Source organism: Kitasatospora sp. NPDC057965 (assembly GCF_042887135.1).
Classification (GTDB): domain Bacteria; phylum Actinomycetota; class Actinomycetes; order Streptomycetales; family Streptomycetaceae; genus Kitasatospora.
Map to the genome: position 1 here is coordinate 405,275 of NZ_JBHVPZ010000001.1, position 22,606 is coordinate 427,880.

Sequence of the window (22,606 nt, forward strand, 5' to 3'; positions counted from 1 at the left end):
GGGGGGCCGGGCCCCCCGGGGGGGGGGGGGGGGGGGGGGGGGGGGGGGGGGGGGGCGGGGGGGGGGGGGGGCGCGCCCCGGGGGGGGGGGGGGGCCCCCCGCTCCGCCGTGGTGCCGGTCCGGCGTCAGCCCAGCGAGCTGCGCAGGAACTCCCGGTTCATCGCGGCGATGCTGGGCAGCGGGATGCCCTTGGGGCAGGCCGTCGCGCACTCGCCGGTGTTGGTGCAGCCGCCGAAGCCCTCGGCGTCCATCGCGGCCACCATGTCGCGCACCCGGGACTTCCGCTCCGGCGCGCCCTGCGGCAGCACGTTGAGGTGCACCACCTTGGCGGAGGTGAAGAGCATCGCCGACCCGTTCGGGCAGGCCGCGACGCAGGCCCCGCAGCCGATGCACTCGGCGTGCTCGAACGCGGTGTCGGCGGCCTCCTTGGGGACGGGCGTGGCGTGCGCGTCGGGCGCGCTGCCGGTCGGGGCGGTGATGTAGCCGCCGGAGCCGATGATCCGGTCGAAGGCGGAGCGGTCCACCACCAGGTCCTTGACCACCGGGAAGGCCGCCGCCCGCCACGGCTCGACGTCGATGGTGTCGCCGTCCTGGAAGTGCCGCATGTGCAGCTGGCAGGTGGTGGTCCGCTCGGGGCCGTGCGCCTGGCCGTTGATGACCATGCCGCAGGCGCCGCAGATGCCCTCGCGGCAGTCGTGGTCGAAGGCGACGGGCGTGTCGCCGCGGGTGATCAGCTCCTCGTTGAGGGTGTCCAGCATCTCCAGGAAGGACATGTCCGGGCTGATCCCGCTGACCTGGTAGGTGGTCATCGAGCCGGGCGTGTCGGGGCCCGCCTGGCGCCAGATCCGAAGGGTGAGGTTCACGCGTAGCTCCGCTGGGTGGGGTGGACGTACTCGAAGTCGAGGTGCTCGCGGTGCAGGACGGGGGCCTGCCCGGTGGCGGTGAACTCCCAGGCGGCGGCGTAGGAGAACTCCTCGTCGCGCCGGGCCGCCTCGCCGTCGGCCGTCTGGCTCTCGGTGCGGAAGTGGCCGCCGCAGGACTCGGCGCGGTGCAGCGCGTCCAGGCACATCAGCTCGGCCAGCTCGAAGTAGTCCACCAGCCGGTTGGCCTTCTCCAGCGATTGGTTGAGCTCCTGGCCGGTGCCGGGCACCTTGATCCGGCGCCAGAACTCCTCCCGCAGCACCGGGATCCGCTCCAGCGCGCGGCGCAGCCCGGCCTCGTCGCGGGCCATCCCGCACTCGTCCCAGAGCAGTTCGCCGAGCTCGCGGTGGAAGGAGTCGGGGGTGCGGTCGCCGTCCACCGCGAGGATGAGGTTGAGGCGGTCGGTGACCTCGGCCTCCACCGAGGCGAGCTCCTCGTGGTCGGCGGGGACGGCGGGGAGCTTCTCGCGGGCCAGGTAGTCGTTGAGCACCGGCGGCAGCACGAAGTAGCCGTCGGCCAGACCCTGCATCAGGGCGCTGGCGCCCAGCCGGTTGGCGCCGTGGTCGGAGAAGTTGGCCTCGCCGATCGCGAACAGGCCGGGCACGGTGGTCTGCAGGTCGTAGTCGACCCAGAGGCCGCCCATCGTGTAGTGGATCGCCGGGTAGATCCGCATCGGCACCCGGTACGGGTCCTCGGCGGTGATCCGCTCGTACATCTCGAACAGGTTGCCGTACTTGGCTTCCACCGCGTCCCGCCCCAGCCGGCGGATGGCGTCGGCGAAGTCCAGGTAGACCCCCTGCCCGCCGGGGCCGACCCCGCGGCCCTCGTCGCAGACGTTCTTGGCGGCCCGGGAGGCGATGTCGCGCGGCACCAGGTTGCCGAAGGCCGGGTAGATCCGCTCCAGGTAGTAGTCCCGCTCCTGCTCGGGGATCTCGGCCGGCGGGCGGGCGTCGCCCTTGGCCTTGGGCACCCAGATCCGGCCGTCGTTGCGCAGCGACTCGCTCATCAGGGTGAGCTTGGACTGGTGCTCGCCGGAGCGCGGGATGCAGGTCGGGTGGATCTGGGTGAAGCAGGGGTTGGCGAAGTAGGCCCCGCGCCGGTGCGCCCGCCAGATCGCGGTGGCGTTGGAGTTCTTGGCGTTGGTGGAGAGGTAGAAGACGTTGCCGTAGCCGCCGGAGGCGAGCACCACGGCGTCGGCGGTGTGGCTGGTGATCTCGCCGGTGACCAGGTCGCGGGCGACGATGCCGCGCGCCCGGCCGTCGATCACCAGCAGGTCCAGCATCTCGGTGCGGGCGTGCATCTCCACGTTCCCGGCGGCGATCTGCCGCGACAGCGCCTGGTAGGCGCCGAGCAACAGCTGCTGGCCGGTCTGGCCGCGGGCGTAGAACGTCCGGGAGACCTGGACGCCGCCGAACGAGCGGGTGTCCAGCAGGCCGCCGTACTCGCGGGCGAACGGCACGCCCTGGGCCACGCACTGGTCGATGATCTCCACCGACACCTGGGCCAGCCGGTGGACGTTGGACTCGCGGGCGCGGAAGTCGCCGCCCTTGACGGTGTCGTAGAACAGCCGGCGGATCGAGTCGCCGTCGTTGCGGTAGTTCTTGGCGGCGTTGATGCCGCCCTGGGCGGCGATCGAGTGGGCCCGCCGGGGGGAGTCCTGGAAGCAGAACTGGACGACGTGGTAGCCCTGTTCGGCGAGGGTGGCGCCGGCGGCGCCGCCGGCCAGGCCGGTGCCGACCACGATCACCGTGTGCTTGCGCCGGTTCGCCGGGTTGACCAGCCTGGCCTCGAACCGCCGCTGGTCCCAGCGCTGCTCGATCGGCCCCTCGGGGGCCCGGGAGTCGGTGATCGGCTCGCCGACGGTGTAGTTCGGGTACTCGCTCAACTCACCACTCCGGTCATCACGGCCACGGGGACGGACAGGAAGCCCACGGTCAGCAGCAGCGCCAGGCCGTTGGCGGTGAGCTTCAGGGCGCGGTCGCGGCGGGCGTTGTTGGCGCCGAGGGTCTGCGCCGCGCTCCAGAAGCCGTGCCGGACGTGCAGGCCGACGGCGAGCATCGCGACGATGTAGATCACGCAGGAGTACCAGGTCCCGAAGGAGGCCACGATGTTCTGGTACACCTTGCCGTGCTCGGCGTTGGGGTTCACGGTCAGCGTGGTGAGGTCCAGGACGTGCCAGACGATGAACAGCGCCAGGATCACCCCGCCCCAGCGCATCGTCCGGGTCGCGTAGCTCGCCCGCCGCCGCTGGTGGGCGTACTTGCTCGGCCGGGCGGCGAGGTCGCGCCGGCTGAGCTGGTACGCGGCGACGCCGTGCAGCAGGACGGCGGCCAGCAGACCCACCCGGGCGATCCACAGGAACCACTCGTGGCCGAGGAACGGCTGTCCGATGGTGCGCAGCCACGCCGCGTAGCCGTTGATGTCGTCCGGCCCGAAGAAGACCTTGAGGTTCCCGAGCATGTGGGCGACCAGGTACAGCAGCATGGCGAGCCCGCTGACGGCCATGACCGCCTTCTTGCCGACGGTCGACCGCCACAGGGTCGCCAGGGTGGACGGGTGCCGGGCCGTCCGAGTCGCGGTTGTCATGGCGACAACGGTAGGGAGGGCGACGACGGTGCGTCCAAGACATGATGCGGCTGGCCACCATAGGCACCACCTATCGATGCGGCCTATCCTGGACGCGTGCAGCTCCAGCAACTCCGCTACTTCGTGGCCGTCGCCGAGACCCGCCACTTCACCCGCGCGGCCGAGGCGGCGCATGTCGCCCAGCCGTCACTCTCGCAGCAGATCCGTTCGCTGGAGCGGGAGTTGGGCGCCGAGCTGTTCCACCGCACCCGTGGCAACATCGCGCTCACCGACGCCGGCGACGCCCTGCTGCCGCTCGCCCGGCGCATCCTCGCGGACACCGAGAGCGCCCGCCTCGCCGTCCAGGAGACGGTGCAGCTGCGCCGGGGCCGGGTGCGGCTGGGAGCGCCCCCGAGCCTGTGCACCAGCCTGGTGCCGGACGTCCTGCGGGTGTTCCGGGACCGCTATCCGGGCGTGGCGCTGGTGGTGCGCGAGGGCGGCTCGCGGGACCTCGTCCGCTCGCTGGCGGCGGGGGAGCTGGACCTCGCGCTGATCATCACCCCGCCGCGCGGGGAGGCCGCGCCGGCGCTGGCCGTCACCGAGCTGCTGCACGAGGACCTGGTGCTGGTCTCGGCGGAGCGGCGGGCCCGGCGAACGGTGCGGGTGGCGGAGCTGCGCGGGCGGCCGCTGGTGATGTTCCGGGAGGGCTACGACGTGCGGGAGGCCACCCTGGCGGCCTGCCGGGAGGCCGGCTTCGAGCCGGAGTTCGCCGTCGAGGGCGGGGAGATGGACGCGGTGCTCGGCTTCGTGCGGGCCGGGCTCGGGCCGGCCGTGCTGCCGGGCATGGTCGCCCACCGTTCGGGGCTCGCGGTGACCCCGTTCGCCGGCCCGGGCCTGGGGCGCACCATCGCCGTCGCGCACGGCCACGAGGTGCCGCCGACCCGCGCGGCCGAGGCCCTGCGGGCGACCCTGCTGGCGCATCTGCACGACGCCGCGAGGGACGGCGAACTCCCGCCGGGGACGCGGTTGTTGCTCTAGCGAGTGCGTTGCCGGCGGAGGCCGGGGAGCCCGGGGCGCGGAGCCCGGAGCCCGGGGCGCGTCCTGCGGCCCCGGGCTCCGGCGCGCGGCTGCTCAGTTGGGCAGCACGGCCTCGATCGCGGCGATCACCTCGTCGGACTCCGGCTCGGTGCGCGGGCGGATCCGGGCGGCCACGGTGCCGTCCGGTCCGAGGACGAACTTCTCGAAGTTCCAGGAGATGTCCCCGGCCTGGCCCTCGGCGTCGGCCGTCTCGGTCAGCCGCGCGTACAGCGGGTGCCGGTCCTCGCCGTTCACGTCGGTCTTCTCGAACAGCGGGAAGGTCACGCCGTAGGTGGTGGAGCAGAAGGTCCGGATCTCCTCGGCGCTGCCCGGCTCCTGCCCGGCGAACTGGTTCGACGGGAAGCCCAGCACGGTGAAGCCGCGCTCGGCGTACCGCTCCTGGAGCCGCTCCAGGCCGGCGTACTGCGGGGTCAGGCCGCACTTGGAGGCGACGTTGACGATCAGCAGCGCCTTGCCCTTGTAGTCGGCGAGCGAGGCGGCCTCGCCGGACAGCGTGCGCAGCGGGATGTCGTACAGGCTCACGGTGGGGTCCCCTTCGGAGGAGGTCGTCGGTCGTGGGTCGTGGCTGGTCGGCGGTGGTGCCGTGGCGGGCGGGCCCGCGCGGGTACGGTACCCCGCCCGCTGCCGCCCACCCGCTCAACCGCGCCCGGACGGCGGGTGTTCCGGCGCGCGCCGACGGGAGCGGGAGTCCTCGGCGGCCGACCGCTCCAGCAGGGCTATCTGGTCGGTGACGGCGGCGAAGTCGGCGCTGAGCCACCGCTCGGGCCGCATCCGGACGGTGACGTCCGCCGTCAGCTGGTCGGCGGTGGCCAGCAGGTAGGCGGCGGCGGTGGCCGGCGGCAGGTAGCGGTGGGCCAGCGCGGCGCGCTCGTCCGGGTCGACCCGGTCCTCGATCGCCACCACCGGCCCGGCCGCGCTCACGTAGCGGCAGGGTGTCTCCTCCTGCTGGGCGCAGAGCGTGAACCGGCCGGCTGCCCGGATCCGGCGCGCCTTGGCGGAGTTCCGTCCGGTCAGTACGGTGATCAGCCCGCCGGGCCGGTAGGAGTACCAGATCGGCACGGTGAGCGGGGCCGCGCCGGGCTCCGCCTCGGCGACGGACAGGACGCCGACGTGCACGCCGGCCAGGAAGCGCTCGCACTCGGCGCGGGTCATCGCGAAGGACACGGTGGGGCCTCCCGGGCAGGAAGGCCCGCGCGCGTACGTCGCGCGCGGGCGGTTCCTTGGTACGTACCCGCACTGCCCTGGGGTGGAACGCCTTCCGGGGGGTCGGGGCGACGGTGGGCGGTGCGGGACCACCGATGGATCGGCCGCATGCTCGACGGGCGAACGTGCGTACCCGTCCGAGGCCGGGATTTCGGCCCGGAGGCGCGTCCGGTGTGCTGCCGGAGTGAAGGTTCGGTGTGCGAGGTTGGCGTGCTCCGGGCCGCTGGGTACCGTCGGTGGCACGCCGGACCCGTCATGGTTGCCATGTTCAACAGGGGGTCACGGCAAGGGGGTTCGGGACATTCCGGGGATCGGGGGAGCTCCGGCCGTCGGGTCCCGTGCAGCACGCACGCCGCGCCGGCCGGCCCGTCCCGCGCGTCCCAGCCGCCACCGCAGCACCGCAGCCTTCAGCAGCAACGCACCCGCAGCAACGCACCCGCAGCAACGCACCCGCAGCGATGCGCCGCGCCCGCGGCGCACCGCCGTGCCGGGTGCGCGGAAGGAATCTCCCGATGCCTCGACGCCGTGCCCTGCCCGTCTGCCCCGCCTGCCCCGCCGCACCCGCCTGCCCCGTCTGCCTCGCCTGCCCCGCCGCACCCACCACCACGCCCGCCGCCCTGCCTGCCGTTGCGCCCGCCGCCACGCCCGCCGCCCGGATCGCGCCGCCGGGGGTGCTTCGGTGAACCGCCTGCCCCGCGGGCGCAAGCGCCCGCCCGCCGCCCCGCGCCGCAGTGCCCCGCCCGGCCGCGACCGGCCCCGTCGGACGCCGCGCCACCGCGGCCCGGTCGCCGTCCTGCGTGCCGTCCCCTGGCGCTACGACCTGCCCGCCTCCCTGGTGGTCTTCCTGGTCGCCCTCCCGCTCTGCGTCGGCGTGGCCGTGGCCTCCGGGGTGCCCGCCGAACTCGGCCTGGTCACCGGCATCGTCGGCGGCCTGGTGGTCGGCGCGCTGCCCGGCAGCAGCCTCCAGGTCAGCGGCCCGGCCGCCGGCCTGACCGTCCTCGTCCACGAAGCCGTCCAGCAGTACGGCGCGGGCGCCCTCGGCGTCCTGGTGCTGCTCACCGGACTGCTCCAACTCGCGATGGGCGCACTCCGGTTGGGCCGCTGGTTCCGTGCCATGTCGGCCTCCGTGGTGCACGGCATGCTGGCCGGCATCGGCCTGACCCTGCTGCTCGGCCAGCTGTACGCGCTCGCCGACCGCCGCGCCCCCGGCACCGGGCCGGAGAAGATCGCCGGCCTGCCCGCGCTGCTGCGCGACGCCGCCACCGGAGCCGCCCGCCCGAGCGCGGTGGCGCTGGGCATCGCCACCCTGCTGGTGCTGATCGCCTGGAAGTACCTGCCGCCCCGCCTGGCCCGCGCGCTGCCCGGCCCGCTCGGCGCCGTCGGCCTGGCCGCCGCCGTCACCGCCGTCGCCGACCTGCCGGTGGCCCGGGTCGAGGTGGCCGGACTGCTCGACGTGATCCGGTTGCCCGACCACGCCGCGCTCGGCGCGCTGGCCACCACGGCCGGCGTCGGCACCGTCCTCGCCTTCACCCTGATCGCCTCCGCCGAGACCCTGTTCAGCGCCGCCGCCGTCGACCGGATGCACCACGGCCCGCGCACCCACTACGACCGCGAACTCACCGCCCAGGGTGTCGGCAACGCCCTCTGCGGCCTGCTCGGCGCGCTCCCGATGACCGCCGTGATCGTGCGCAGCGCGACCAACGTCCAGGCCGGCGCCCGCACCAAGGCCTCACGGGTGCTGCACGGCGGCTGGCTGCTGCTGTTCACCGCCCTGCTGCCGGGCGTGCTCGGTCTGGTCCCGCTGACCGCGCTGGCCGCCGTCCTGGTCCACGCGGGCGCCAAGCTCATCCCGGTGCGGCGGATCGTCGCGCTCTGCCGCGACCACCGGGGCGAGGCGGCGGTGCTCGCCGTCACCACCGTCTCGGTCGTCACCACCGACCTGTTCGAGGGGGTGCTGATCGGCATCGGCCTCGCCGTGGTCAAGTCCGCCTGGCAGACCTCCCACCTGCAGATCGCCGTGGAGGAGCCGCCCACCGCCCCCGGCGCCGCCGAGGCGCCCCTGCGGGTGCGGCTGAGCGGCAACGCCACCTTCCTGCGGCTGCCCCGGCTGCTGGACACCCTCGAACGCCTCCCGGCCGACCGCCCGGTCGAACTCGACTGGTCCGGGCTTCGCCACCTGGACCACGCCTGCACGGTGGCCCTGGCCGCCTGGGCGGCGCAGCACCGGGCCCGCAGCTCCGCCCCGCTGGCGGTCGACCCGCCGTTGCCGACCGTGGTCTGACCGACTCGCTAGCCTGGTGGCCCGTCGGCCGCCCGGGCCGCCCGGGGAGTCGCACTGGGAGGAGACGCAGCCGTGATCGTTGCCTTTTCGGTCACCCCGCTCGGGGTCGGCGAGGACGTCGGGGAGGCGGTCGCCGCGGCCGTCAGGGTGGTCCGCGCGAGCGGGCTGCCCAACCGCACGGACGCGATGTTCACCAGCATCGAGGGGGAGTGGGACGAGGTGATGCCGGTCGTCCGGGAGGCGATCGAGGCGGTCAAGGCCTACAGCAACCGGGTCAGCACCGTCATCAAGATCGACGACCGGGCCGGGGTCACCGACGGTCTGACCCGCAAGGTCGCCTCGGTGGAACGCCACCTCGCCGGGGGCTGAGTCACCCGGCCGGCCCGCCCCGCTGCCGGGGCGGGCCGCACCGCCGATTTTCTTTCTTGACCGATCGATCTGGAAACGACTACCTTTCAGGCATGGCACGGACCAAGGAATTCGACCCGGACGCGGCGCTGCAGTCGGCCCTGGAGCTGTTCTGGGAGCGTGGCTACGAGGCCACCTCGATGGCCGACCTGGTCGAACACCTCGGGATCGCCCGTGCCAGTGTCTACGCCACCTTCGGCAGCAAGCGGGAGCTCTACCTGCGCGCGCTGGAGCGCTACGGCCGGCAGCAGCAGCCCGTGCTGCTGGCCGAGCTGTCGCAGCCCGGCCCGGTGCTGCCGGCCGTCCGCGCCCTGGTCCTCCGCTTCGCGGGTGAGTCCGCCGCGGACGGCGAGGCGGGCCGGCGGCGCGGCTGCTTCGTCACCAACACGGCGGTGGAGCTGGCCCCGCACGACCCGGACGCCGCCCGCCGGGTGGAGGCCAATCTGGCCCACCTGGAGACGGTCCTCACCACGGCACTGGTCCGGGCGCAGGCCCAGGGCGAACTGTCCGGGGACCGCGACCCGCACGCGATCGCCCGGATGCTGCTGGTGCTGTTCCAGGGCATGCGGGTGATCGGCAAGGCCGGCGACGGTTCGGCCCGGCTGCGCGACGCCGCCGGTCAGGCCCTCGCGCTGCTGGACTGACCGGTTCCCGCTCGATGTGTTTCGTGTGTTTCTTGCTGTCTCCATTCTGAACCGAACGGTCAATATAGACCCCCGATCGAGGAGCACTCGCATGACCCGCAGCACCACCCGCTTCACCGGCAAGTCCGTCCTGGTCACCGGTGGCGGCAGCGGCATCGGCCGAGCCGTGGCGCTCGCCTTCGCCCGGGAGGGCGCCCGCGTCGCCGTCGCCGGCCGCACCGCGAGTGCCCTCGCCGAGACGGTCGCCCTGATCGAGCGCGAGGGCGGCACCGCGGTCGCCCTGACCGGCTCGGTGTCCGACGCCGCCGACGCCGCCCGTCTGGTCCGCGAGACCGTCGAGCGGCTCGGCGCCCTGGACGTCGCGGTCAACAACGCCGGCGTCTTCGGCGGCGTCGGCCGGATCGCCGACGTCGCGGAGGAGGAGTGGCAGCGGCTGATCGACATCAACCTCACCGGTACCTGGTACGCGATGAAGCACCAGATCGCCCACCTGCGCGCCAACGGCGGCGGGGCGATCGTCAACATCTCCTCGAACCTCGGCACCCACCTGCGGGTCGAGAACAAGGGCGCCTACGCCGTCTCCAAGGCCGCCGTCGCCACCCTGACCCGGGCCGCCGCCCGCGACCACATCGCCGAGGGAGTGCGGATCAACCTGGTCAGCCCCGGTCCGATCAACACCACGATGTCCACCCAGCCCGGGGAGAGCGACTCCGACAAGTCGGACCGGATGAAGGGCAGCATCCCGGTCGGCCGCGCCGGTGCCGTCGAGGAGGTCGCCGCCGCCGTCCTCCACCTGGCCTCGGAGGAGTCGGCCTACACCGTCGGCGCCGACCTCGTCCTCGACGGCGGCGTCACCGCCTGACCGCCGCCGGCCGGTGGCCCCCCGACCGGGGTGCCACCGGTCCCCGTGCCGGCTCAGGCCGACAGCGCCGCGCCCTCCTCCTCGGCCGGATCCGCGCAGGCGGTGGCCAGCTCGTCCAGCGAGAGCCCCAGCGCGTACGCCAGCGCCGCGACGGTGAAGAACGAGGGTGTCGGCGCCCGCCCGGTCTCGATCTTGCGCAGCGTCTCGGCCGAAACCCCGGCCGCCGCCGCGACGTCCACCATGCTGCGCCCGCCGCGCGCCTCGCGCAGCAGCACACCGAAGCGCTCGCCGCGCTCGCGTTCCCCGGGGGTCAGCGGAGTCCTCACCATGCCCCCGATGGTAGGCCACGGGGGCAAGCCGTCGGCACCGCCTCGACCGTGATACAAATACCGGTATAAGAATTGGAGTCGACTGGTCGGAGGACCTCGTGGTGGAGTTCAAGTCGGAGGTGGCGCTGGCCGCGATGCGGGAGGCCGGGCGGGTGGTCGCCACGGCGCTGGCCGAGGCCGAGCGGGCGGCGGGTGTCGGGGTGAGCCTGCTGGAACTGGACGAGGTGGCCCACGACGTGCTGCGGAAGGCCGGGGCGACCTCGCCGTTCCTCGGCTACCGGCCGTCCTTCGCCCCGGTGCCGTTCCCGGCCGTCATCTGCGCCTCCGTCAACGACGCCGTGGTGCACGGCATCCCCGACGGCTACCGGCTGCGCGACGGCGACCTGGTGAGCATCGACTGCGGCGCCGTCCTGGACGGCTGGGCGGGCGACGCCGCCGTCAGCTTCACCGTCGGCACGCCCCGCCCCGAGGATGTCCGCCTGATCGACACCACCCGCCGCGCCCTGGAGGCCGGCATCGCCGCCGCCGTGGTCGGCCACCGCACCGGCGACATCGCCCACGCCGTCGGCACCGTCGCCCGCACCGCCCGCTACGGCCTCCTGGAGGGCTACGGCGGCCACGGCATCGGCCGCCGCATGCACGAGGACCCGCACCTCCCCAACGAGGGCCGCCCCGGCCGCGGCTTCCCCCTGAAGCCCGGCCTGGTCCTGGCCATCGAACCCATGCTCATCGGCGGCGGCACCGACACCTACACCACCGACCCCGACGGCTGGACCCTCCGCACCACCGACGGCACCCGAGCCGCCCACATCGAACACACCGTCGCCATCACCGAGGCCGGCCCCCGCATCCTCACCCTCCCCTGAGCCGCCGGCCGTGCGCGTGATCGTTCGCATCGACTGCGTGGACGGCGGCCGCAGCAAGGACCTGTCGACCATGAAGCGGTAGGAGAATCCGGTGGAGGCGGTACGGGATTCGGGTGGATCGGGAGTGGGGACATCAGGCCCCTCTCCGCTGTTTCTCGGGGTTGTGCGAGCCGATTCGCGCCCATCGACTCCTACGAGTGAGACCGCGGCGACGGGGCGGCAGGGGATCGCGGGACCGTCGGCCGGGTGGCGGGGACCTTGGACTCTGGGTGGACTGGGAGGGGGCGGGAAGGGTGGTGGTTGCGGCCGGGCTTCCACCCCGTCCGGCCGCATCCTGTTCGAGAACTGCCGGAGGTCGTCATGACAAGGTCCGTCGTCGTCGGTGTCGATGGTTCGCCCGAGAGCCTTGCCGCGCTGGACTGGGCGGCGGAGGAGGCCGCGCGGCGGGAGCTGCCGCTGAAGGTGGTGCTCGCCTGGCCGACGGTGGTGACGCCGCTCGCGGTGCTCGGGACGGTGGATCTGGCGCGCCGCCAGGCGGACGTCACGCTGCGTGATGCCGAGCTGCGGGTGCGGGAACGCTGGCCGGAGCTGACCGTGCAGGCCGTCCAGGTGCCGACCGACCCGGTGCGGGCGCTGGTCGACGAGGTGAGCGGGGCGCAGGAGCCGGACGGCGCGCCGGCGGAGCTGCTGGTGCTGGGCTCGCGCGGGTTCGGCGCGGTGGCCGGGTTCCTGGTCGGCTCGGTGAGCCAGCGGGTGCTGGCCCGGACGGACTGCCCGGTGGTGCTGGTCCGACGCGGGGAGGACGGGGAGGAAGCCGCCGGGCCGCGCGAGGTGGTGGTCGGCGTCGACCCGTTCGAGGGAGCGGAGGCGGTGCTGGCGCACGCCTTCGAGGTGGCCGAGCGGCGCGGGCTGCCGCTGCGCGCCGTGTACTGCTGGACGCTGCCGGCGACCTACCAGTACGCGGGCATCGCGGCCAGCGTCGACGTCACCGGCGAGATGCTGGTGTACGCCAAGGGCGAGCTGACCCGGGTGGTGCAGCCCTGGCGGGAGAAGCACCCGGGGGTGGCCGTGACCGAGGAGGCCGTGAACGCCCGCCCGGCCAAGGTGCTCGCCGACCGTGCGGCGGGCGCGGAGCTGGTGGTGATCGGACGGCGGGTCCGCCGGTCGCCGCTGGGCGCGCACATCGGCGCCGTCGCGCACGCCGTCCTGCACCACGTGCCCTGTCCGGTCGCCGTCGTCCCCTACGAGCGGCCCGAGAAGCAGGACCAGCAGGACCAGCAGGAGCAGGAGGCCGGCGATGCGTGACCAGGTGCTGGTGGGCGTCGACGGCTCGGAGGAGAGCCTGGCCGCCGTCGACGTCGCCGTCCGCGAGGCGCGGCTGCGCGGCACCCGGCTGCGGATCGTGCACGCGTTCATCTGGCCGCTGATGCACGTCCCGCTCGGGCCGGCGCAGGACGGTCCGCCCGAGGGCGGGCTGCGGCACCAGGCGGAGGGCATCCTGGCGGACGCCAGGGCCCGCGCCGAGGCGCTGGACCCGCGCCTCGACATCGCCACCGAGCTGGTCACCGGGGAGCCGCTGACCGTGCTGGCCCGCTGGTCGCGGGAGGCCGGGCTGGTGGTGGTCGGCAGCCGGGGGCTCGGCCGGTTCGGCGCGCTGCTGATCGGCTCGGTGGCCGTCCACCTGGCCGCGCACGCCGACTGCCCGGTGCTGATCGTCCGTGGCCGCCCGGACCCGGAGGGGCCGGTGCTGGTGGCGGTGGACGGCAGCGGGGTGGGCGCCGAGGCGCTCGGCTTCGCCTTCGCCGAGGCCTCCGCCCGCCGCGCCCCGCTGACCGCCCTGCACGTCGCCCACCCGAGCACCAGCTGGCCCGACCAGGAGGAGCGGGTGCTCGCCGAGGCGCTGGCCGGCTGGCGGGAGAAGTACCCGGACGTCGAGCTGCGCTCCGAGGTCTTCGAGGCGCAGACCCGCCCGGCGCTGATCGAGGCGAGCCGGGAGGCGCAGCTGCTGGTGGTCGGCGCCCGCGGCCGCGGCGGCTTCGCCGGCCTGCTGCTGGGCTCCACCAGCCAGGCGATGATCCAGCACGCGCACTGCCCGGTCGTCGTCGTCCGCCATCCGGAGGAACGCACGGCGGAGGCCTGACGGCGCGGGCCCGGCCCGTCGAACCTGCCCGGGGACCGGTGGCCCCGGGGAGGTTTGGCCCGCGACGCGCCGTGCAGAACAGGAGGCATGCGGGAACGGCGGCACGGGCGGCTGATGGTGATCGTGGTGTGCCTGGGCGCCCTGACGGCGACGCCGACGGTGGTCCTCGCCCTCGGGATCACCCGGCCGTGGACGGTGGCGGCACTGAGCGCCGTGGCCGCCGGTGCGGTGGCGGTGCTGGGGCTGTGGCAGGAGCGGTACCGGCAGACCTTCAAAGCGGCCGACGACGACCGCGCCCGGGTCCTCAACGGCGCCCTGGTCCGCGCCGACGGTTCACTGCTGCGGGTCCGCGAGGTGGCCGACCCGGTCCTGCTCGGCGTCCATCCGGCGCTCGCCCTCCAGCCCGAGGAGGGGGCGATCGACCGGGTCCCCGCCTACGTGCCCCGCGACGCCGACGGGGAACTGCGCGAGTCGCTGGCCCGCGGCGGCTTCGTCCTGCTGGTGGGGGACTCGACGGCCGGCAAGTCCCGGTCGGCGTGGGAGGCGATGCGGGCCACGCTCGGCGACCACCTGCTGCTCGCGCCGAAGGACCGCGAGGCCCTGCCGGCGATCGTGGCCGTGGCCGCCCGGGAGCGCCGCTGCGTCCTGTGGCTGAACGACCTGGAGGGCTACCTGGGTACCGGCGGGTTGAGACGCGAGGACCTCGGGCGGCTCTTCGGCGAGGGCGGTCACCACCGCGTCGTCCTGGCCACCCTGCGCACGGCCGAGGAAGCCCTGCTGGCCGGCGAGGACGACGACCGCGGCGTCCCGAAACAGGCCGCGGAGGTGGTGCGCCAGGCCCACCGTGTCTACCTGCCCCGGTTGTTCAGTGCCGCCGAGACCGACCGGGCCCGGCTCCGCGCCTGGGACCGCCGCATCGAGAGTGCGCTCACCCTGGGCGGCGGGTACGGTCTCGCCGAGTACCTCGCAGCCGGCCCCGAACTGCTGCGGCTCTGGCAGGACGGGTGGAGCCCGAACACCAGCGCCCACGCTCCCGGACACCCCCGGGCCGCGGCGCTGGTGACGGCGGCCGTGGACATCCGGCGCGCGGGGCATTCGGCGTCGATGCCCCGCGCGCTCGTCGAGGCGGCGCACACGTACTACCTGGAGCGGTCCGGCGGCGACCGGCTGCGGCCGGAACCTCCGGACGAGGCGTGGGAGTGGGCGACGCGGCCACGCCGGGCGACCACCGCGCTGCTCCAGCAGTCCGGGGACCGGGTGGGGGTGTTCGACTACCTGCTGGACGTCACCCAGCGCGCCGCCGGTCCGGCCGATCTCGTGCCCGAGCCCGTGGTGAGGCTCATCGTGACCGGCGCAGATCCCGTCGACGCCGAACGGGCCGCCGCCACCGCCTACGCCCAGGGACGGTACGAACTGGCCGTCGTGGGCTGGCGGCGGGCCGCCGCCGCGCCGGGGCCGGAGGCGTTGAACAGCCGCAACAACGCCGCGCGCGCCCTGCGGCGGCTCGGCCGGCTGCCCGAGGCCCTGGCCGAGCACCGGGCGGTGGCCTCCGCCCGCGCCGACACGCTCGGACCCACCCACCCGGACACCCTGATCGTCCGCGACAACCTCGCCAACGTGCTGCGCGACCTCGGCCGGGTCGAGGAGGCGGAGGCCGAACACCGGGCGGTCCTGGGGCTGCTGACCGAGGTTCGCGGCCCGGACGACGCGTTCACGCTGTTCAGCAGGGACAACCACGCCGTCGCGCTCCGGGAGATGGGACGGGCGGTCGAGGCGGAGTCCGAGCACCGTGCGGTCCTGGACATCCGCGAGCGGGTCCTGGAGGCCGATCACCCCGACACCCTGCGCACCCGTCACCATCTTGCGCTGGCGCTCCGTTCCCAGGGCCGGTCGGCGGAGGCCGGCGCACTCCTGGCGTCCGTCGTGGCGGCCCGCACGAGGGTGCTCGGCCCCGGCCACCCGGACACCGCCGATGCGGCGGCCGACCTCGCCGCGACCTCCTGAACGGCGCCCGGTGTGGGGGCACATCCCGCGCGCGACGGGCTCACCCCAGCAGCCGGAGCCGGGTGGCGGCCACGCCCACCCGGACGCTCTGGCCCCGGGCCAGCTCCAGCGCGTCGCCCTCGACCCCGTCGCCGAAGGCCACCAGCCGGTCCGACTCCACGGTCAGGACCAGCCGCCGGCCCGCGTCGAGCAGGCCGTGCACCCGCGCGGTGCCGGTGGCGGGGGAGGGCCAGGCCTCGCGCACGAACCAGGCGAGCGCCGGGGCGCCCGGCTCCGGCAGGGGGAGCGGGCCGCCGCGCTCCAGCCAGACCGAGCGGCACCAGCCGGTTCCGCCCGTCCCGGTGCCCACCAGCACGCCGGACGAGGCCTGCGGCTCGCCCTCGTCGGCCCCGCCCGGCCGCTCCTCGACCGCCAGCCGGTAGCGGGCCGTCTGGTGGCCGGGCTGGCCGACGTACACCTCGTTGAGCGCGAGCAGCCGCTGGGTGTCGTCGGCCACCGCCTCCACCATGGTCCGCTCCTCGGTGCGCCGCTCGGCGCCCGGGCCGACGGCGGCCGGCAGCAGCCGGGCCAGGTCGGGCGCGCGGTGCCGGACCAGGACGCCCGGGTTGCGTCCGGGCTCCGCGTCCACGCCGATCACCGGCTGCCCGGCCAGGTACTTGGCGACGTTGGCGACCAGCCCGTCCTGGCCGACCACGACCACCACGTCCTGCGGCTCGAACAGGAACCGCGGCAGGTCGGCGCGCTCGACCCGGGTGCGCCGCCAGTCCAGCGGCACCGCGCCGGCCGCCTCGGCGAGCGCCAGCTCCTGACGCCGGTGGCGCAGCTCGATCTCCTCCACCGACCGGCCCCGGCTGCTCAGGAAGTACGCCGCCTGGCCGGGCGTGCCGTGATGGGCGAGCAGCTCCTGGTACTCGGTGCGGCGGTGCACCAGGACCACCCTGGGCGCGAGCGTCATCGCGCCGTCCCCTCGCCGCCGGTCGCCCCCAGCTTGGCGAGCAGGCCGGTGAGCACGTCCGGGGTGAGCGTGAGGCTGTCGATCCGCGGCAGGTGCTCGGCGAGCCGCATCAGCGCGAGCGCCCGCAGCACGGCCGGGTCGGCCTGCTGGTGGGCGGCCAGCCAGGCGGCCTCGGCGGCGGCCTTGGCCTCGCCCAGGGCGCGGGCCGCGTCGGCCTCGGCACCGGCCAGCCGGGTGCGGCGCTGCGCCTCGGCGTCGGTGCGGATCCGGTCGGCGGCGGACTCGTCCTCGGCCTGAAGCCGGCTGTTGGCGCCCTGCTGGGTGATCAGCTGCTCCTCGCGCCGGGCGAGTTCGATCCGGTTGGCGAGCTCGTTCTCGGCGATGCCGCGCTCGTGCTCGACGGCGACGGCGCGCCGTTCGAAGGTGGCCCGGTCGGCCTCCTGCTGGACCAGTTCGCGGGCGGGGGTGCGCAGCGCGCGCTCCACCTCCGGTTCGGGGCGCAGGGCGACCACCCGGACGGCGATCACGGCGAGCCCGGTCTCGGCCAGCCGGGCCTCGGCGGCGAGCCCGGCGGCCATCCGCTCGCGGACGGCGGTGACGCCGTCGGCCAGCGCGGCGGCCAGCGGGGTGCGGGCGAGCAGGCCGAGCGCGTGCTGCTGGGCGGTCTCGGTGAGCAGGGTGGCGAGCTGGTCGAGCGGGGCGGAGCGCCAGGCGCCGGTGTCGGGGTCGATGCCGAAGTCGACGCGGTCGGCGGCGGTGGCCGGGTCGGTGATCCGGTAGGTGAGGGTGCCCTGGACGGTGACGTCCTGGAAGTCGGCGGTGCGGGCGTGGAAGAGCATGGCCAGCTCGCGGTCGTCGACCGGGACCTCGGAGAGCGCGGCGGTGAGCGGGCGGAACCAGAAGGCGAGGCCGGTGCCGTCGTGGGCGAGGCGGCCGCGCCGGACGTGGCGGATGTGGGCGGTGGGCCGGGCGCGCAGGTGGCGCAGCCCGAAGCGCTTGGTGATGTCGGCCATGAGCAGCTCCTTATCGTCGTGATGACGATATTGGCCGCCCGCCATTTTCGTCAAGCTGACGAAAAAGGCCGGGCCGGTTCCGCCGCCGGGGCCGTGGGAGGATCGACCGGTGCTGAGGACGCGAACGACGAGGCTCCCCGCCGCCCTGCTGGCCGCCGCCTGCGCGACCGCCGCGGTCGCCGCCACCGCCACGCTCGGCGCCGCGCCGGCCCGCGCGGCCGACCCGGGCGGCCAGGCGTTCACCATCGGCGACCCGCGGATCACCGAGTCCAGCGGCCTCGCGGCCAGCCGGCAGCACCCCGGCGTCTACTGGACGCACAACGACAGCGACGACGGCCCGTACGTCTACGCCGTCGACTCCCAGGGCCGCACCGTCGCCACCGTCACCCTGCGCGGCATCGAGCCGCGCGACGTCGAGGCGATCTCGCTCGGCCCGGACGGCCGGCTCTACGTCGGCGACATCGGCGACAACCTCGGCGGCAAGTGGCCCGAGGTCTGGATCTACGCCTTCGCCGAGCCCGCCGAACTCCGCGACCAGACCGTGCAGGTGACCCGCTACCGGGTCCGCTACGAGGACGGCCCGCGCGACGCCGAGGCGCTGATGGTCCACCCGGTGACCGGCCGCGCCTACATCGCGAGCAAGAAGCAGGGCGGCGGCGGCCTCTACCAGGGCCCCGAGCAGCTCTCGGCGAGCGGCGTCAACACCTTCCGGCGGATCGCCGACGTCCCGTGGATCACCGACGGCGCCTTCTCGCCGGACGGCACCCGGCTGGTGCTGCGCGGCTACTTCTCGGCCACCCTCTACCGGTGGAAGGACGGCGCGCCGAGCGGTGACGAGCCGCTGTCCACGCCCTTCCAGCGCCAGGGCGAGTCGGTCACCTTCAGTGCCGACGGCCGGGCGCTGCTCTACGGCAGCGAGGGCAAGGACAGCCCGGTCTGGCGCTCCCCGCTGGACGACGACCAGCTCCCGGACACGGTCAAGCCGGTGCCGAGCGCCACGCCCACCCCGACCGCGGCGGCCGCGGACCGCTCGGCGCCGTCGTCCGGCGCGGCCGCGCCGCCCTCGGAGGGCGCCTCGGCGGGCTCCCCGTCCTCCTCGGCCGACGGCGGGTCCTCCGAGGCCGGCACCGGGGACCAGGTGCTCGGGGTGGCGTTCCTGCTCGCGGTGGCGGGCGCGGTGTTCGGGCTGCGCCGCAGGAAGCGCGACGGCTGACCCCGGCGCGGCCCGCCCGCGCTGCCCGAACGGGTCGGAAGGGGCCGGGAGGGGCCGGAAGGGTCCGAACGGTCCGGTCCGCCGGCGATGGTCGGACGTCGGCGAACGACCCCGCCCGCACCGGGCCGGACCCCGGTCCGGTGGTCATGCCACGCCCAACAACGCCGATCTGTCGCCGATTTGTGACAAAGCTTGGCCAACACCGGCCCCACGGGCGGTTTTCGTGGACGTAATGTTCCGACTATGTCACGGAGAAGCCGCCGCACGCCCTCCCCGGAGCCCCTCGACACCTGGGTGCCGCGCCCCCGGCGCCGGGAGACCCCGCTCGGCCTCCTCGGCCACGGCGTGAAGTTCCTCGGCTACAGCACCCTCGCGGGCGTGCTGCTGGCGGGCATCGCGCTGCCGGCCGCTGGCGCGCTCGGGCTCGGCATGAAGGGCACCGTGGAGGAGTTCGACACGATCCCTGACGACCTGAAGGCCCCGCCACTGACCCAGGCCAGCTGGATATTCGACGCCAAGGGCCAGCAGATAGCCAAGGTCTACGAGCGCGACCGCCGGGTGATCACCGCGGAGGAGATGGGCCCGCTGATACGCCAGGCCCAGGTGGACATCGAGGACGCGCGTTTCTACGAGCACGGCGCCGTCGACCTCAAGGGCGTCCTGCGGGCCATCACCAAGAACGCGGAGAGCGGCACCGCCCTGCAGGGCGCCTCCACCCTGACGCAGCAGTACGTGAAGAACGTCAACGTGGAGAAGGCCGGCGACGACCAGGTGGCGGTCCGGGAGGCCCAGCGCAAGACCCTGGGCCGCAAGGTGCAGGAGCTCAAGTACGCCATCAAGCTGGAGGAGGAGCTCACCAAGGAGCAGATCCTCACCAACTACCTGAACATCACCTACTACGGCCAGCAGGCGTACGGGATCCAGGCGGCGGCCCAGCGCTACTTCGGCAAGAACACCAAGGACCTCTCCGTCGCCGAGGCGGCCACCCTCGCCGGCCTGGTGCAGAACCCCTCCCAGTTCGACCCCAAGGCCCACCCCGAGGCCTCGCGCAAGCGCCGTGACGTCGTGATCGACAAGATGGTGGAGAACAAGCACCTCACCGCGGAGCAGGCCAAGGAGGCCAAGTCCGGGCCGATCGTGCTGCACTACCAGGCACCGCAGAACGGCTGCATCACCGCCGACGCGGGCATGGGCTTCTTCTGCGACTACGTCAAGCACGTGATCAAGCAGGACCCGGTCTTCGGCAAGACCGCCGCCGAGCGCAAGAAGCTCTGGGACATGGGCGGCCTGTACATCCACACCACCCTCGACCCGGCGAAGCAGGCGGCCGCGCTCAAGGCGGTGACCTCGAAGGTCAAGGTCACCGACGAGGTGTCGGCGGCGATGACCATGGTGGAGCCGGGCAGCGGCAAGATCCTGGCGATGGCCCAGACCCGCCCGTACGGCATCGACCCGTCGAAGAACCAGACGGTCGTCAACTACAACGTGGACGCGGCGATGGGCGGCGGCAACGGCTTCCAGCCGGGCTCCAACTTCAAGCCGATCGTGGCCGCCGCCGGCCTGGAGGCCGGGCTCACCTCCACCCAGGCCTACGACTCGCCGAACAAGATGGACTGGCCGACGATGAGCACCTGCGACGGCACCTGGAAGAACCTGGACAAGGGCAAGAAGAGCGGCACCATCCCCAACGAGTCCACGAGCGAGGTCGGCCCGTACGAGCTCAAGGAGGCGATGGCGCTCTCGGTCAACACCTACTTCGTGCAGATGGAGCAGGAGATCGGCCTCTGCGCGGTCAAGCAGATGGCCAACAAGCTCGGCGTGCTCACCAAGGCGAGCGGCAAGCCGCTGGAGGAGCTGCCCGCCCTGGGCCTGGGCACCCAGGAGGTGAGCCCGCTGGTCATGGCCAACGTCTACGCGACCTTCGCCAACCGCGGCACCTACTGCACGCCGGTCGCGATCAGTGCCATCAAGACGATCGACGGCAAGGACGTCGCGGTCAGCCCCGCCAAGTGCGAGCGGGTGTTCTCCGAGGGCACCGCCGACATCATCAACACCGTGCTGCTCGGGGTGACCGAGAAGGGCGGCACCGCGCGCGACCTCGGCCTGGACGACGACCGCCAGATCGCCGGCAAGACCGGCACCTCCGACGAGAAGAAGTCCGCCTGGTTCAGCGGCTACACCGCCAACCTCGCCACCTCGGTCTGGCTGGGCGGCCCGGCCGGCGGGGTGAAGATGAAGAACATCCGGATCGGCGGCAAGTGGTTCGACGAGGTCTTCGGCGCCACCGGCCCCGGACCGATCTGGCAGATGGCGATGAACGACGCCGTCCGGGGCATGCCGGAGCAGGAGTTCAAGACCGTCTACATCCCCAATCCGGCGCCCAAGCGCGATCCCTCGGCGAGCCCGGGCAGCAGCTGGCCCGGCGGCTCCGCGACCGACTGGCCGTCCTGGCCCGGACGCCCCCAGCCGACCAGCCGGGCGCCGCGCAACCCCAGCCCCAAGCCCACGCAGCCGACCCAGCAGCCGCAGCCGCAGCAGCCGGACGAGCAGCAGGGCGAGCCCGCGCAGCCCGAGCAGCAGCACCAGGACGGCTGAGCCGCCGCGTCGGCACGACACCGCGCGCCCCGGAACGTCGACGGACGTTCCGGGGCGCGGTCGTGGGCGGAGCCTGGCGTCAGTGCACGCCCTTGGCCGCCCAGAAGTCCTGGCGGGCCAGCACGGTGCTGTCCGTCTGGTCGGTGAAGAAGCCGTCCACGCCGAGCTCGTAGAGGTACTTCGCCCAGCCGATCGAGTCGCCATAGGCGTTGGGGTCGGTGCCCCGGCGGTAGTCCAGCGGCAGGAAGGAGTTCTCGTTGCGCACCGTGTAGGGGTGCAGCAGCAGGCCCGCCGCGTGCGCGTCCTTGACCAGGGTGGTCGGCGGCAGCAGCTTGCCGGTCGCGTCGACGGGCGCGATCAGGGTGGTGGTCGGGCCGATGCCGTGCGCGAAGGAGGAGATCCAGCGCAGGCCCTCGGGCTTCACCAGGTCGGCGACGGTGCGCTTGTCGCCGGACAGCACGAAGTCGTACGGCTGGCTGGTCGGGCCGCTGAGCAGGAAGATCTTCGGGTTGTCGACCAGCTTGGCGAGGCGCTGCAGGCTGCTCGGCTCGAAGGACTGCAGGATCGCCCGGCCGTTGCGCCCGGCGAGGCCGGTGCGGCGCAGCTCGTCGGCGAGGCGCTCCTCCAGCGGCAGGCCGATCGAGCGGAAGTAGCTGGGGTGCTTGGTCTCGGGGTAGACCCAGACGTCCCGGCCGAGCTCACGGCCGCGCTTGCGGGCGAAGTCGGCCACCTCGCGGAAGGTCGGCACGGCCCAGCGGCCGTCGTAGAGCGTGTTGCGCTGGCGCTGCTGCGGCAGGCGCTCCTTGGCGCGCAGGGTGCGCAGCTCGGCGAGCGTGAAGTCCTCGGTGAACCAGCCGGTCTGGGCGGCGCCGTCGATCGTCCTGGTGGTGCGGCGGTCCGCGAACTCCTTGTGGTCCGCGACGTCCGTGGTCTCCGCGATGTTGTTCTCGTGGCGGACCACCAGGTGGCCGTCCTTGGTGGGTACGAGGTCCGGCTCGATGACGTCCGCGCCCAGCCGCAGCGCCAGGTCGTACGAGCCGAGGGTGTGCTCGGGACGGTAGCCGGGGGCGCCGCGGTGACCGATGATCAGCGGGTGCGGCAGGCGGTCCAGGCCGGTGCCGGTGCGCACCGGCGAGGGGGTACCGGTCGGGCGGGCGGCGCCGCGCTCGTCGGCGGCACCGTACTGCTCGTCGCCCGGCTCGTCGGCGGCGGGGGTGGCGAAGGCCTCGCCGGCGCCGGCCGCGAGGGCCGCGGCGCCGAGCCCGGCCGCACCGGTGACCCGCAGGAAGGACCGGCGGGAGGAGGCGGTGGTGTCGGTGGACTGCGCCGGGGTGCTGCCGTCGGACGGACGGTACGTCATGGATGCTCCTAGCTCGCGCTGATGGCGTCGCGGTGTGAGTGCCGCCCGCAGACTAGGAGCAGTGGTTCCCCGCCGGGTGGCCGTCGGGCGAACTGCGGGAGAAGTTCCCGCACCCACCGTCCGGGCCCCGCACCCGTCGCCCGGGCCCC

The 22,606-nt window shown here is 74.2% G+C and carries 21 protein-coding genes; 12 read left to right on the top strand and 9 right to left on the bottom strand.

All coding sequences use genetic code 11. The annotated features are described in order from the left end of the window. Positions 1-125 precede the first annotated feature (125 nt). The 3 genes from ACFVVU_RS01640 to ACFVVU_RS01650 are packed head-to-tail and all read right to left on the bottom strand — an operon-like array spanning position 126 to position 3,507. Complete coding sequence (locus tag ACFVVU_RS01640; protein WP_380688887.1) at positions 126-863, bottom strand: succinate dehydrogenase/fumarate reductase iron-sulfur subunit; 738 nt, start codon at positions 861-863, stop codon at positions 126-128. Next, positions 860-2,806 carry a fumarate reductase/succinate dehydrogenase flavoprotein subunit gene (locus tag ACFVVU_RS01645; protein WP_387787634.1) on the bottom strand — a complete coding sequence of 649 codons (1,947 nt, stop codon included), beginning with the start codon at positions 2,804-2,806 and terminating at the stop codon, positions 860-862. Before ACFVVU_RS01645 ends, ACFVVU_RS01640 begins: the two co-directional genes overlap by 4 nt. Next, positions 2,803-3,507 (bottom strand): succinate dehydrogenase cytochrome b subunit, encoded by a 705-nt coding sequence (locus ACFVVU_RS01650; protein WP_380688891.1) that lies wholly within the window; start codon positions 3,505-3,507, stop codon positions 2,803-2,805. Before ACFVVU_RS01650 ends, ACFVVU_RS01645 begins: the two co-directional genes overlap by 4 nt. Positions 3,508-3,603: 96 nt before the next feature. Here ACFVVU_RS01650 and ACFVVU_RS01655 point away from each other — a divergent pair, with 96 nt between their 5' ends. Then, complete coding sequence (locus ACFVVU_RS01655; RefSeq protein ID WP_355361491.1) at positions 3,604-4,524, top strand: LysR substrate-binding domain-containing protein; 921 nt, start codon at positions 3,604-3,606, stop codon at positions 4,522-4,524. Between the two features lie 93 nt (positions 4,525-4,617). Here ACFVVU_RS01655 and ACFVVU_RS01660 read toward each other — a convergent pair whose 3' ends face one another. Together ACFVVU_RS01660 and ACFVVU_RS01665 are read right to left on the bottom strand one after the other, a co-directional pair. Beyond that, positions 4,618-5,106: a glutathione peroxidase gene (locus ACFVVU_RS01660; RefSeq protein ID WP_380684922.1), complete on the bottom strand. Its 489-nt coding sequence runs from the start codon at positions 5,104-5,106 to the stop codon at positions 4,618-4,620. 114 nt (positions 5,107-5,220) lie between these two features. Next, entirely contained in the window at positions 5,221-5,748 is a 528-nt protein-coding gene (locus tag ACFVVU_RS01665; RefSeq protein WP_380684921.1) for a pyridoxamine 5'-phosphate oxidase family protein, read from the bottom strand. A gap of 551 nt (positions 5,749-6,299) precedes the next feature. Between ACFVVU_RS01665 and ACFVVU_RS01670 the strand changes: the two genes are divergently transcribed. The 5 genes from ACFVVU_RS01670 (at position 6,300) to ACFVVU_RS01690 (ending at position 9,982) form a co-directional block, all read left to right on the top strand. Continuing rightward, positions 6,300-6,470 (top strand): hypothetical protein, encoded by a 171-nt coding sequence (locus tag ACFVVU_RS01670; protein ID WP_387787639.1) that lies wholly within the window; start codon positions 6,300-6,302, stop codon positions 6,468-6,470. A gap of 110 nt (positions 6,471-6,580) precedes the next feature. Beyond that, a complete protein-coding gene (locus ACFVVU_RS01675) occupies positions 6,581-8,068 on the top strand; it encodes a SulP family inorganic anion transporter (RefSeq protein ID WP_380684923.1) in 1,488 nt (495 codons plus the stop codon). Positions 8,069-8,140: 72 nt separating this feature from the next. Then, positions 8,141-8,437: an MTH1187 family thiamine-binding protein gene (locus ACFVVU_RS01680; protein ID WP_380684919.1), complete on the top strand. Its 297-nt coding sequence runs from the start codon at positions 8,141-8,143 to the stop codon at positions 8,435-8,437. A 92-nt stretch (positions 8,438-8,529) separates the two neighbouring features. Then, positions 8,530-9,120, top strand: a complete 591-nt coding sequence (locus ACFVVU_RS01685; RefSeq protein WP_387787641.1) for a TetR/AcrR family transcriptional regulator — start codon at positions 8,530-8,532, stop codon at positions 9,118-9,120. A 91-nt stretch (positions 9,121-9,211) separates the two neighbouring features. Further along, positions 9,212-9,982 (top strand): SDR family NAD(P)-dependent oxidoreductase, encoded by a 771-nt coding sequence (locus ACFVVU_RS01690; RefSeq protein ID WP_387787643.1) that lies wholly within the window; start codon positions 9,212-9,214, stop codon positions 9,980-9,982. Positions 9,983-10,035: 53 nt separating this feature from the next. Here the strand turns inward: ACFVVU_RS01690 and ACFVVU_RS01695 are convergent, their stop codons facing one another. Next, complete coding sequence (locus ACFVVU_RS01695; RefSeq protein WP_387787645.1) at positions 10,036-10,311, bottom strand: helix-turn-helix domain-containing protein; 276 nt, start codon at positions 10,309-10,311, stop codon at positions 10,036-10,038. 98 nt (positions 10,312-10,409) lie between these two features. Here ACFVVU_RS01695 and map point away from each other — a divergent pair, with 98 nt between their 5' ends. The 4 genes from map (at position 10,410) to ACFVVU_RS01715 (ending at position 15,321) form a co-directional block, all read left to right on the top strand. Further along, positions 10,410-11,177 (top strand): type I methionyl aminopeptidase, encoded by a 768-nt coding sequence (gene map, locus ACFVVU_RS01700; protein WP_387787648.1) that lies wholly within the window; start codon positions 10,410-10,412, stop codon positions 11,175-11,177. A gap of 360 nt (positions 11,178-11,537) precedes the next feature. Continuing rightward, positions 11,538-12,482 (top strand): universal stress protein, encoded by a 945-nt coding sequence (locus ACFVVU_RS01705; RefSeq protein ID WP_387787650.1) that lies wholly within the window; start codon positions 11,538-11,540, stop codon positions 12,480-12,482. Continuing rightward, entirely contained in the window at positions 12,475-13,317 is an 843-nt protein-coding gene (locus ACFVVU_RS01710; protein WP_387787652.1) for a universal stress protein, read from the top strand. The genes ACFVVU_RS01705 and ACFVVU_RS01710 overlap by 8 nt, the downstream gene beginning before the upstream one ends. Positions 13,318-13,404: 87 nt before the next feature. Beyond that, entirely contained in the window at positions 13,405-15,321 is a 1,917-nt protein-coding gene (locus tag ACFVVU_RS01715; RefSeq protein ID WP_387787655.1) for a tetratricopeptide repeat protein, read from the top strand. Between the two features lie 40 nt (positions 15,322-15,361). On the opposite strand, the gene ACFVVU_RS01720 is transcribed toward ACFVVU_RS01715, so the two are convergent. Together ACFVVU_RS01720 and ACFVVU_RS01725 are read right to left on the bottom strand one after the other, a co-directional pair. After that, complete coding sequence (locus ACFVVU_RS01720; protein ID WP_387787658.1) at positions 15,362-16,276, bottom strand: hypothetical protein; 915 nt, start codon at positions 16,274-16,276, stop codon at positions 15,362-15,364. After that, the gene (locus ACFVVU_RS01725; protein ID WP_387787660.1) at positions 16,273-17,289 is read right to left on the bottom strand and encodes an SPFH domain-containing protein; all 1,017 of its coding nucleotides are present in this window, start codon (positions 17,287-17,289) and stop codon (positions 16,273-16,275) included. Before ACFVVU_RS01725 ends, ACFVVU_RS01720 begins: the two co-directional genes overlap by 4 nt. A gap of 112 nt (positions 17,290-17,401) precedes the next feature. Between ACFVVU_RS01725 and ACFVVU_RS01730 the strand changes: the two genes are divergently transcribed. After that, positions 17,402-18,502: a hypothetical protein gene (locus tag ACFVVU_RS01730; protein ID WP_387787735.1), complete on the top strand. Its 1,101-nt coding sequence runs from the start codon at positions 17,402-17,404 to the stop codon at positions 18,500-18,502. A 243-nt stretch (positions 18,503-18,745) separates the two neighbouring features. Next, positions 18,746-21,097: a transglycosylase domain-containing protein gene (locus tag ACFVVU_RS01735; RefSeq protein ID WP_380683379.1), complete on the top strand. Its 2,352-nt coding sequence runs from the start codon at positions 18,746-18,748 to the stop codon at positions 21,095-21,097. A gap of 79 nt (positions 21,098-21,176) precedes the next feature. Here ACFVVU_RS01735 and ACFVVU_RS01740 read toward each other — a convergent pair whose 3' ends face one another. Continuing rightward, positions 21,177-22,457 (bottom strand): glycerophosphodiester phosphodiesterase, encoded by a 1,281-nt coding sequence (locus ACFVVU_RS01740; RefSeq protein ID WP_380690305.1) that lies wholly within the window; start codon positions 22,455-22,457, stop codon positions 21,177-21,179. Positions 22,458-22,606: the final 149 nt, after the last annotated feature.

Bases quoted from the DNA above. Each gene is read 5' to 3' on its own strand.
- ACFVVU_RS01650 (WP_380688891.1), bottom strand. From the start codon at position 3,507: ATGACAACCGCGACTCGGACGGCCCGGCACCCGTCCACCCTGGCGACC.
- ACFVVU_RS01670 (WP_387787639.1), top strand. From the start codon at position 6,300: ATGCCTCGACGCCGTGCCCTGCCCGTCTGCCCCGCCTGCCCCGCCGCA.
- ACFVVU_RS01685 (WP_387787641.1), top strand. From the start codon at position 8,530: ATGGCACGGACCAAGGAATTCGACCCGGACGCGGCGCTGCAGTCGGCC.
- ACFVVU_RS01690 (WP_387787643.1), top strand. From the start codon at position 9,212: ATGACCCGCAGCACCACCCGCTTCACCGGCAAGTCCGTCCTGGTCACC.
- ACFVVU_RS01695 (WP_387787645.1), bottom strand. From the start codon at position 10,311: ATGGTGAGGACTCCGCTGACCCCCGGGGAACGCGAGCGCGGCGAGCGC.
- ACFVVU_RS01705 (WP_387787650.1), top strand. From the start codon at position 11,538: ATGACAAGGTCCGTCGTCGTCGGTGTCGATGGTTCGCCCGAGAGCCTT.
- ACFVVU_RS01710 (WP_387787652.1), top strand. From the start codon at position 12,475: ATGCGTGACCAGGTGCTGGTGGGCGTCGACGGCTCGGAGGAGAGCCTG.
- ACFVVU_RS01715 (WP_387787655.1), top strand. From the start codon at position 13,405: ATGCGGGAACGGCGGCACGGGCGGCTGATGGTGATCGTGGTGTGCCTG.
- ACFVVU_RS01720 (WP_387787658.1), bottom strand. From the start codon at position 16,276: ATGACGCTCGCGCCCAGGGTGGTCCTGGTGCACCGCCGCACCGAGTAC.
- ACFVVU_RS01725 (WP_387787660.1), bottom strand. From the start codon at position 17,289: ATGGCCGACATCACCAAGCGCTTCGGGCTGCGCCACCTGCGCGCCCGG.
- ACFVVU_RS01735 (WP_380683379.1), top strand. From the start codon at position 18,746: ATGTCACGGAGAAGCCGCCGCACGCCCTCCCCGGAGCCCCTCGACACC.
- ACFVVU_RS01740 (WP_380690305.1), bottom strand. From the start codon at position 22,457: ATGACGTACCGTCCGTCCGACGGCAGCACCCCGGCGCAGTCCACCGAC.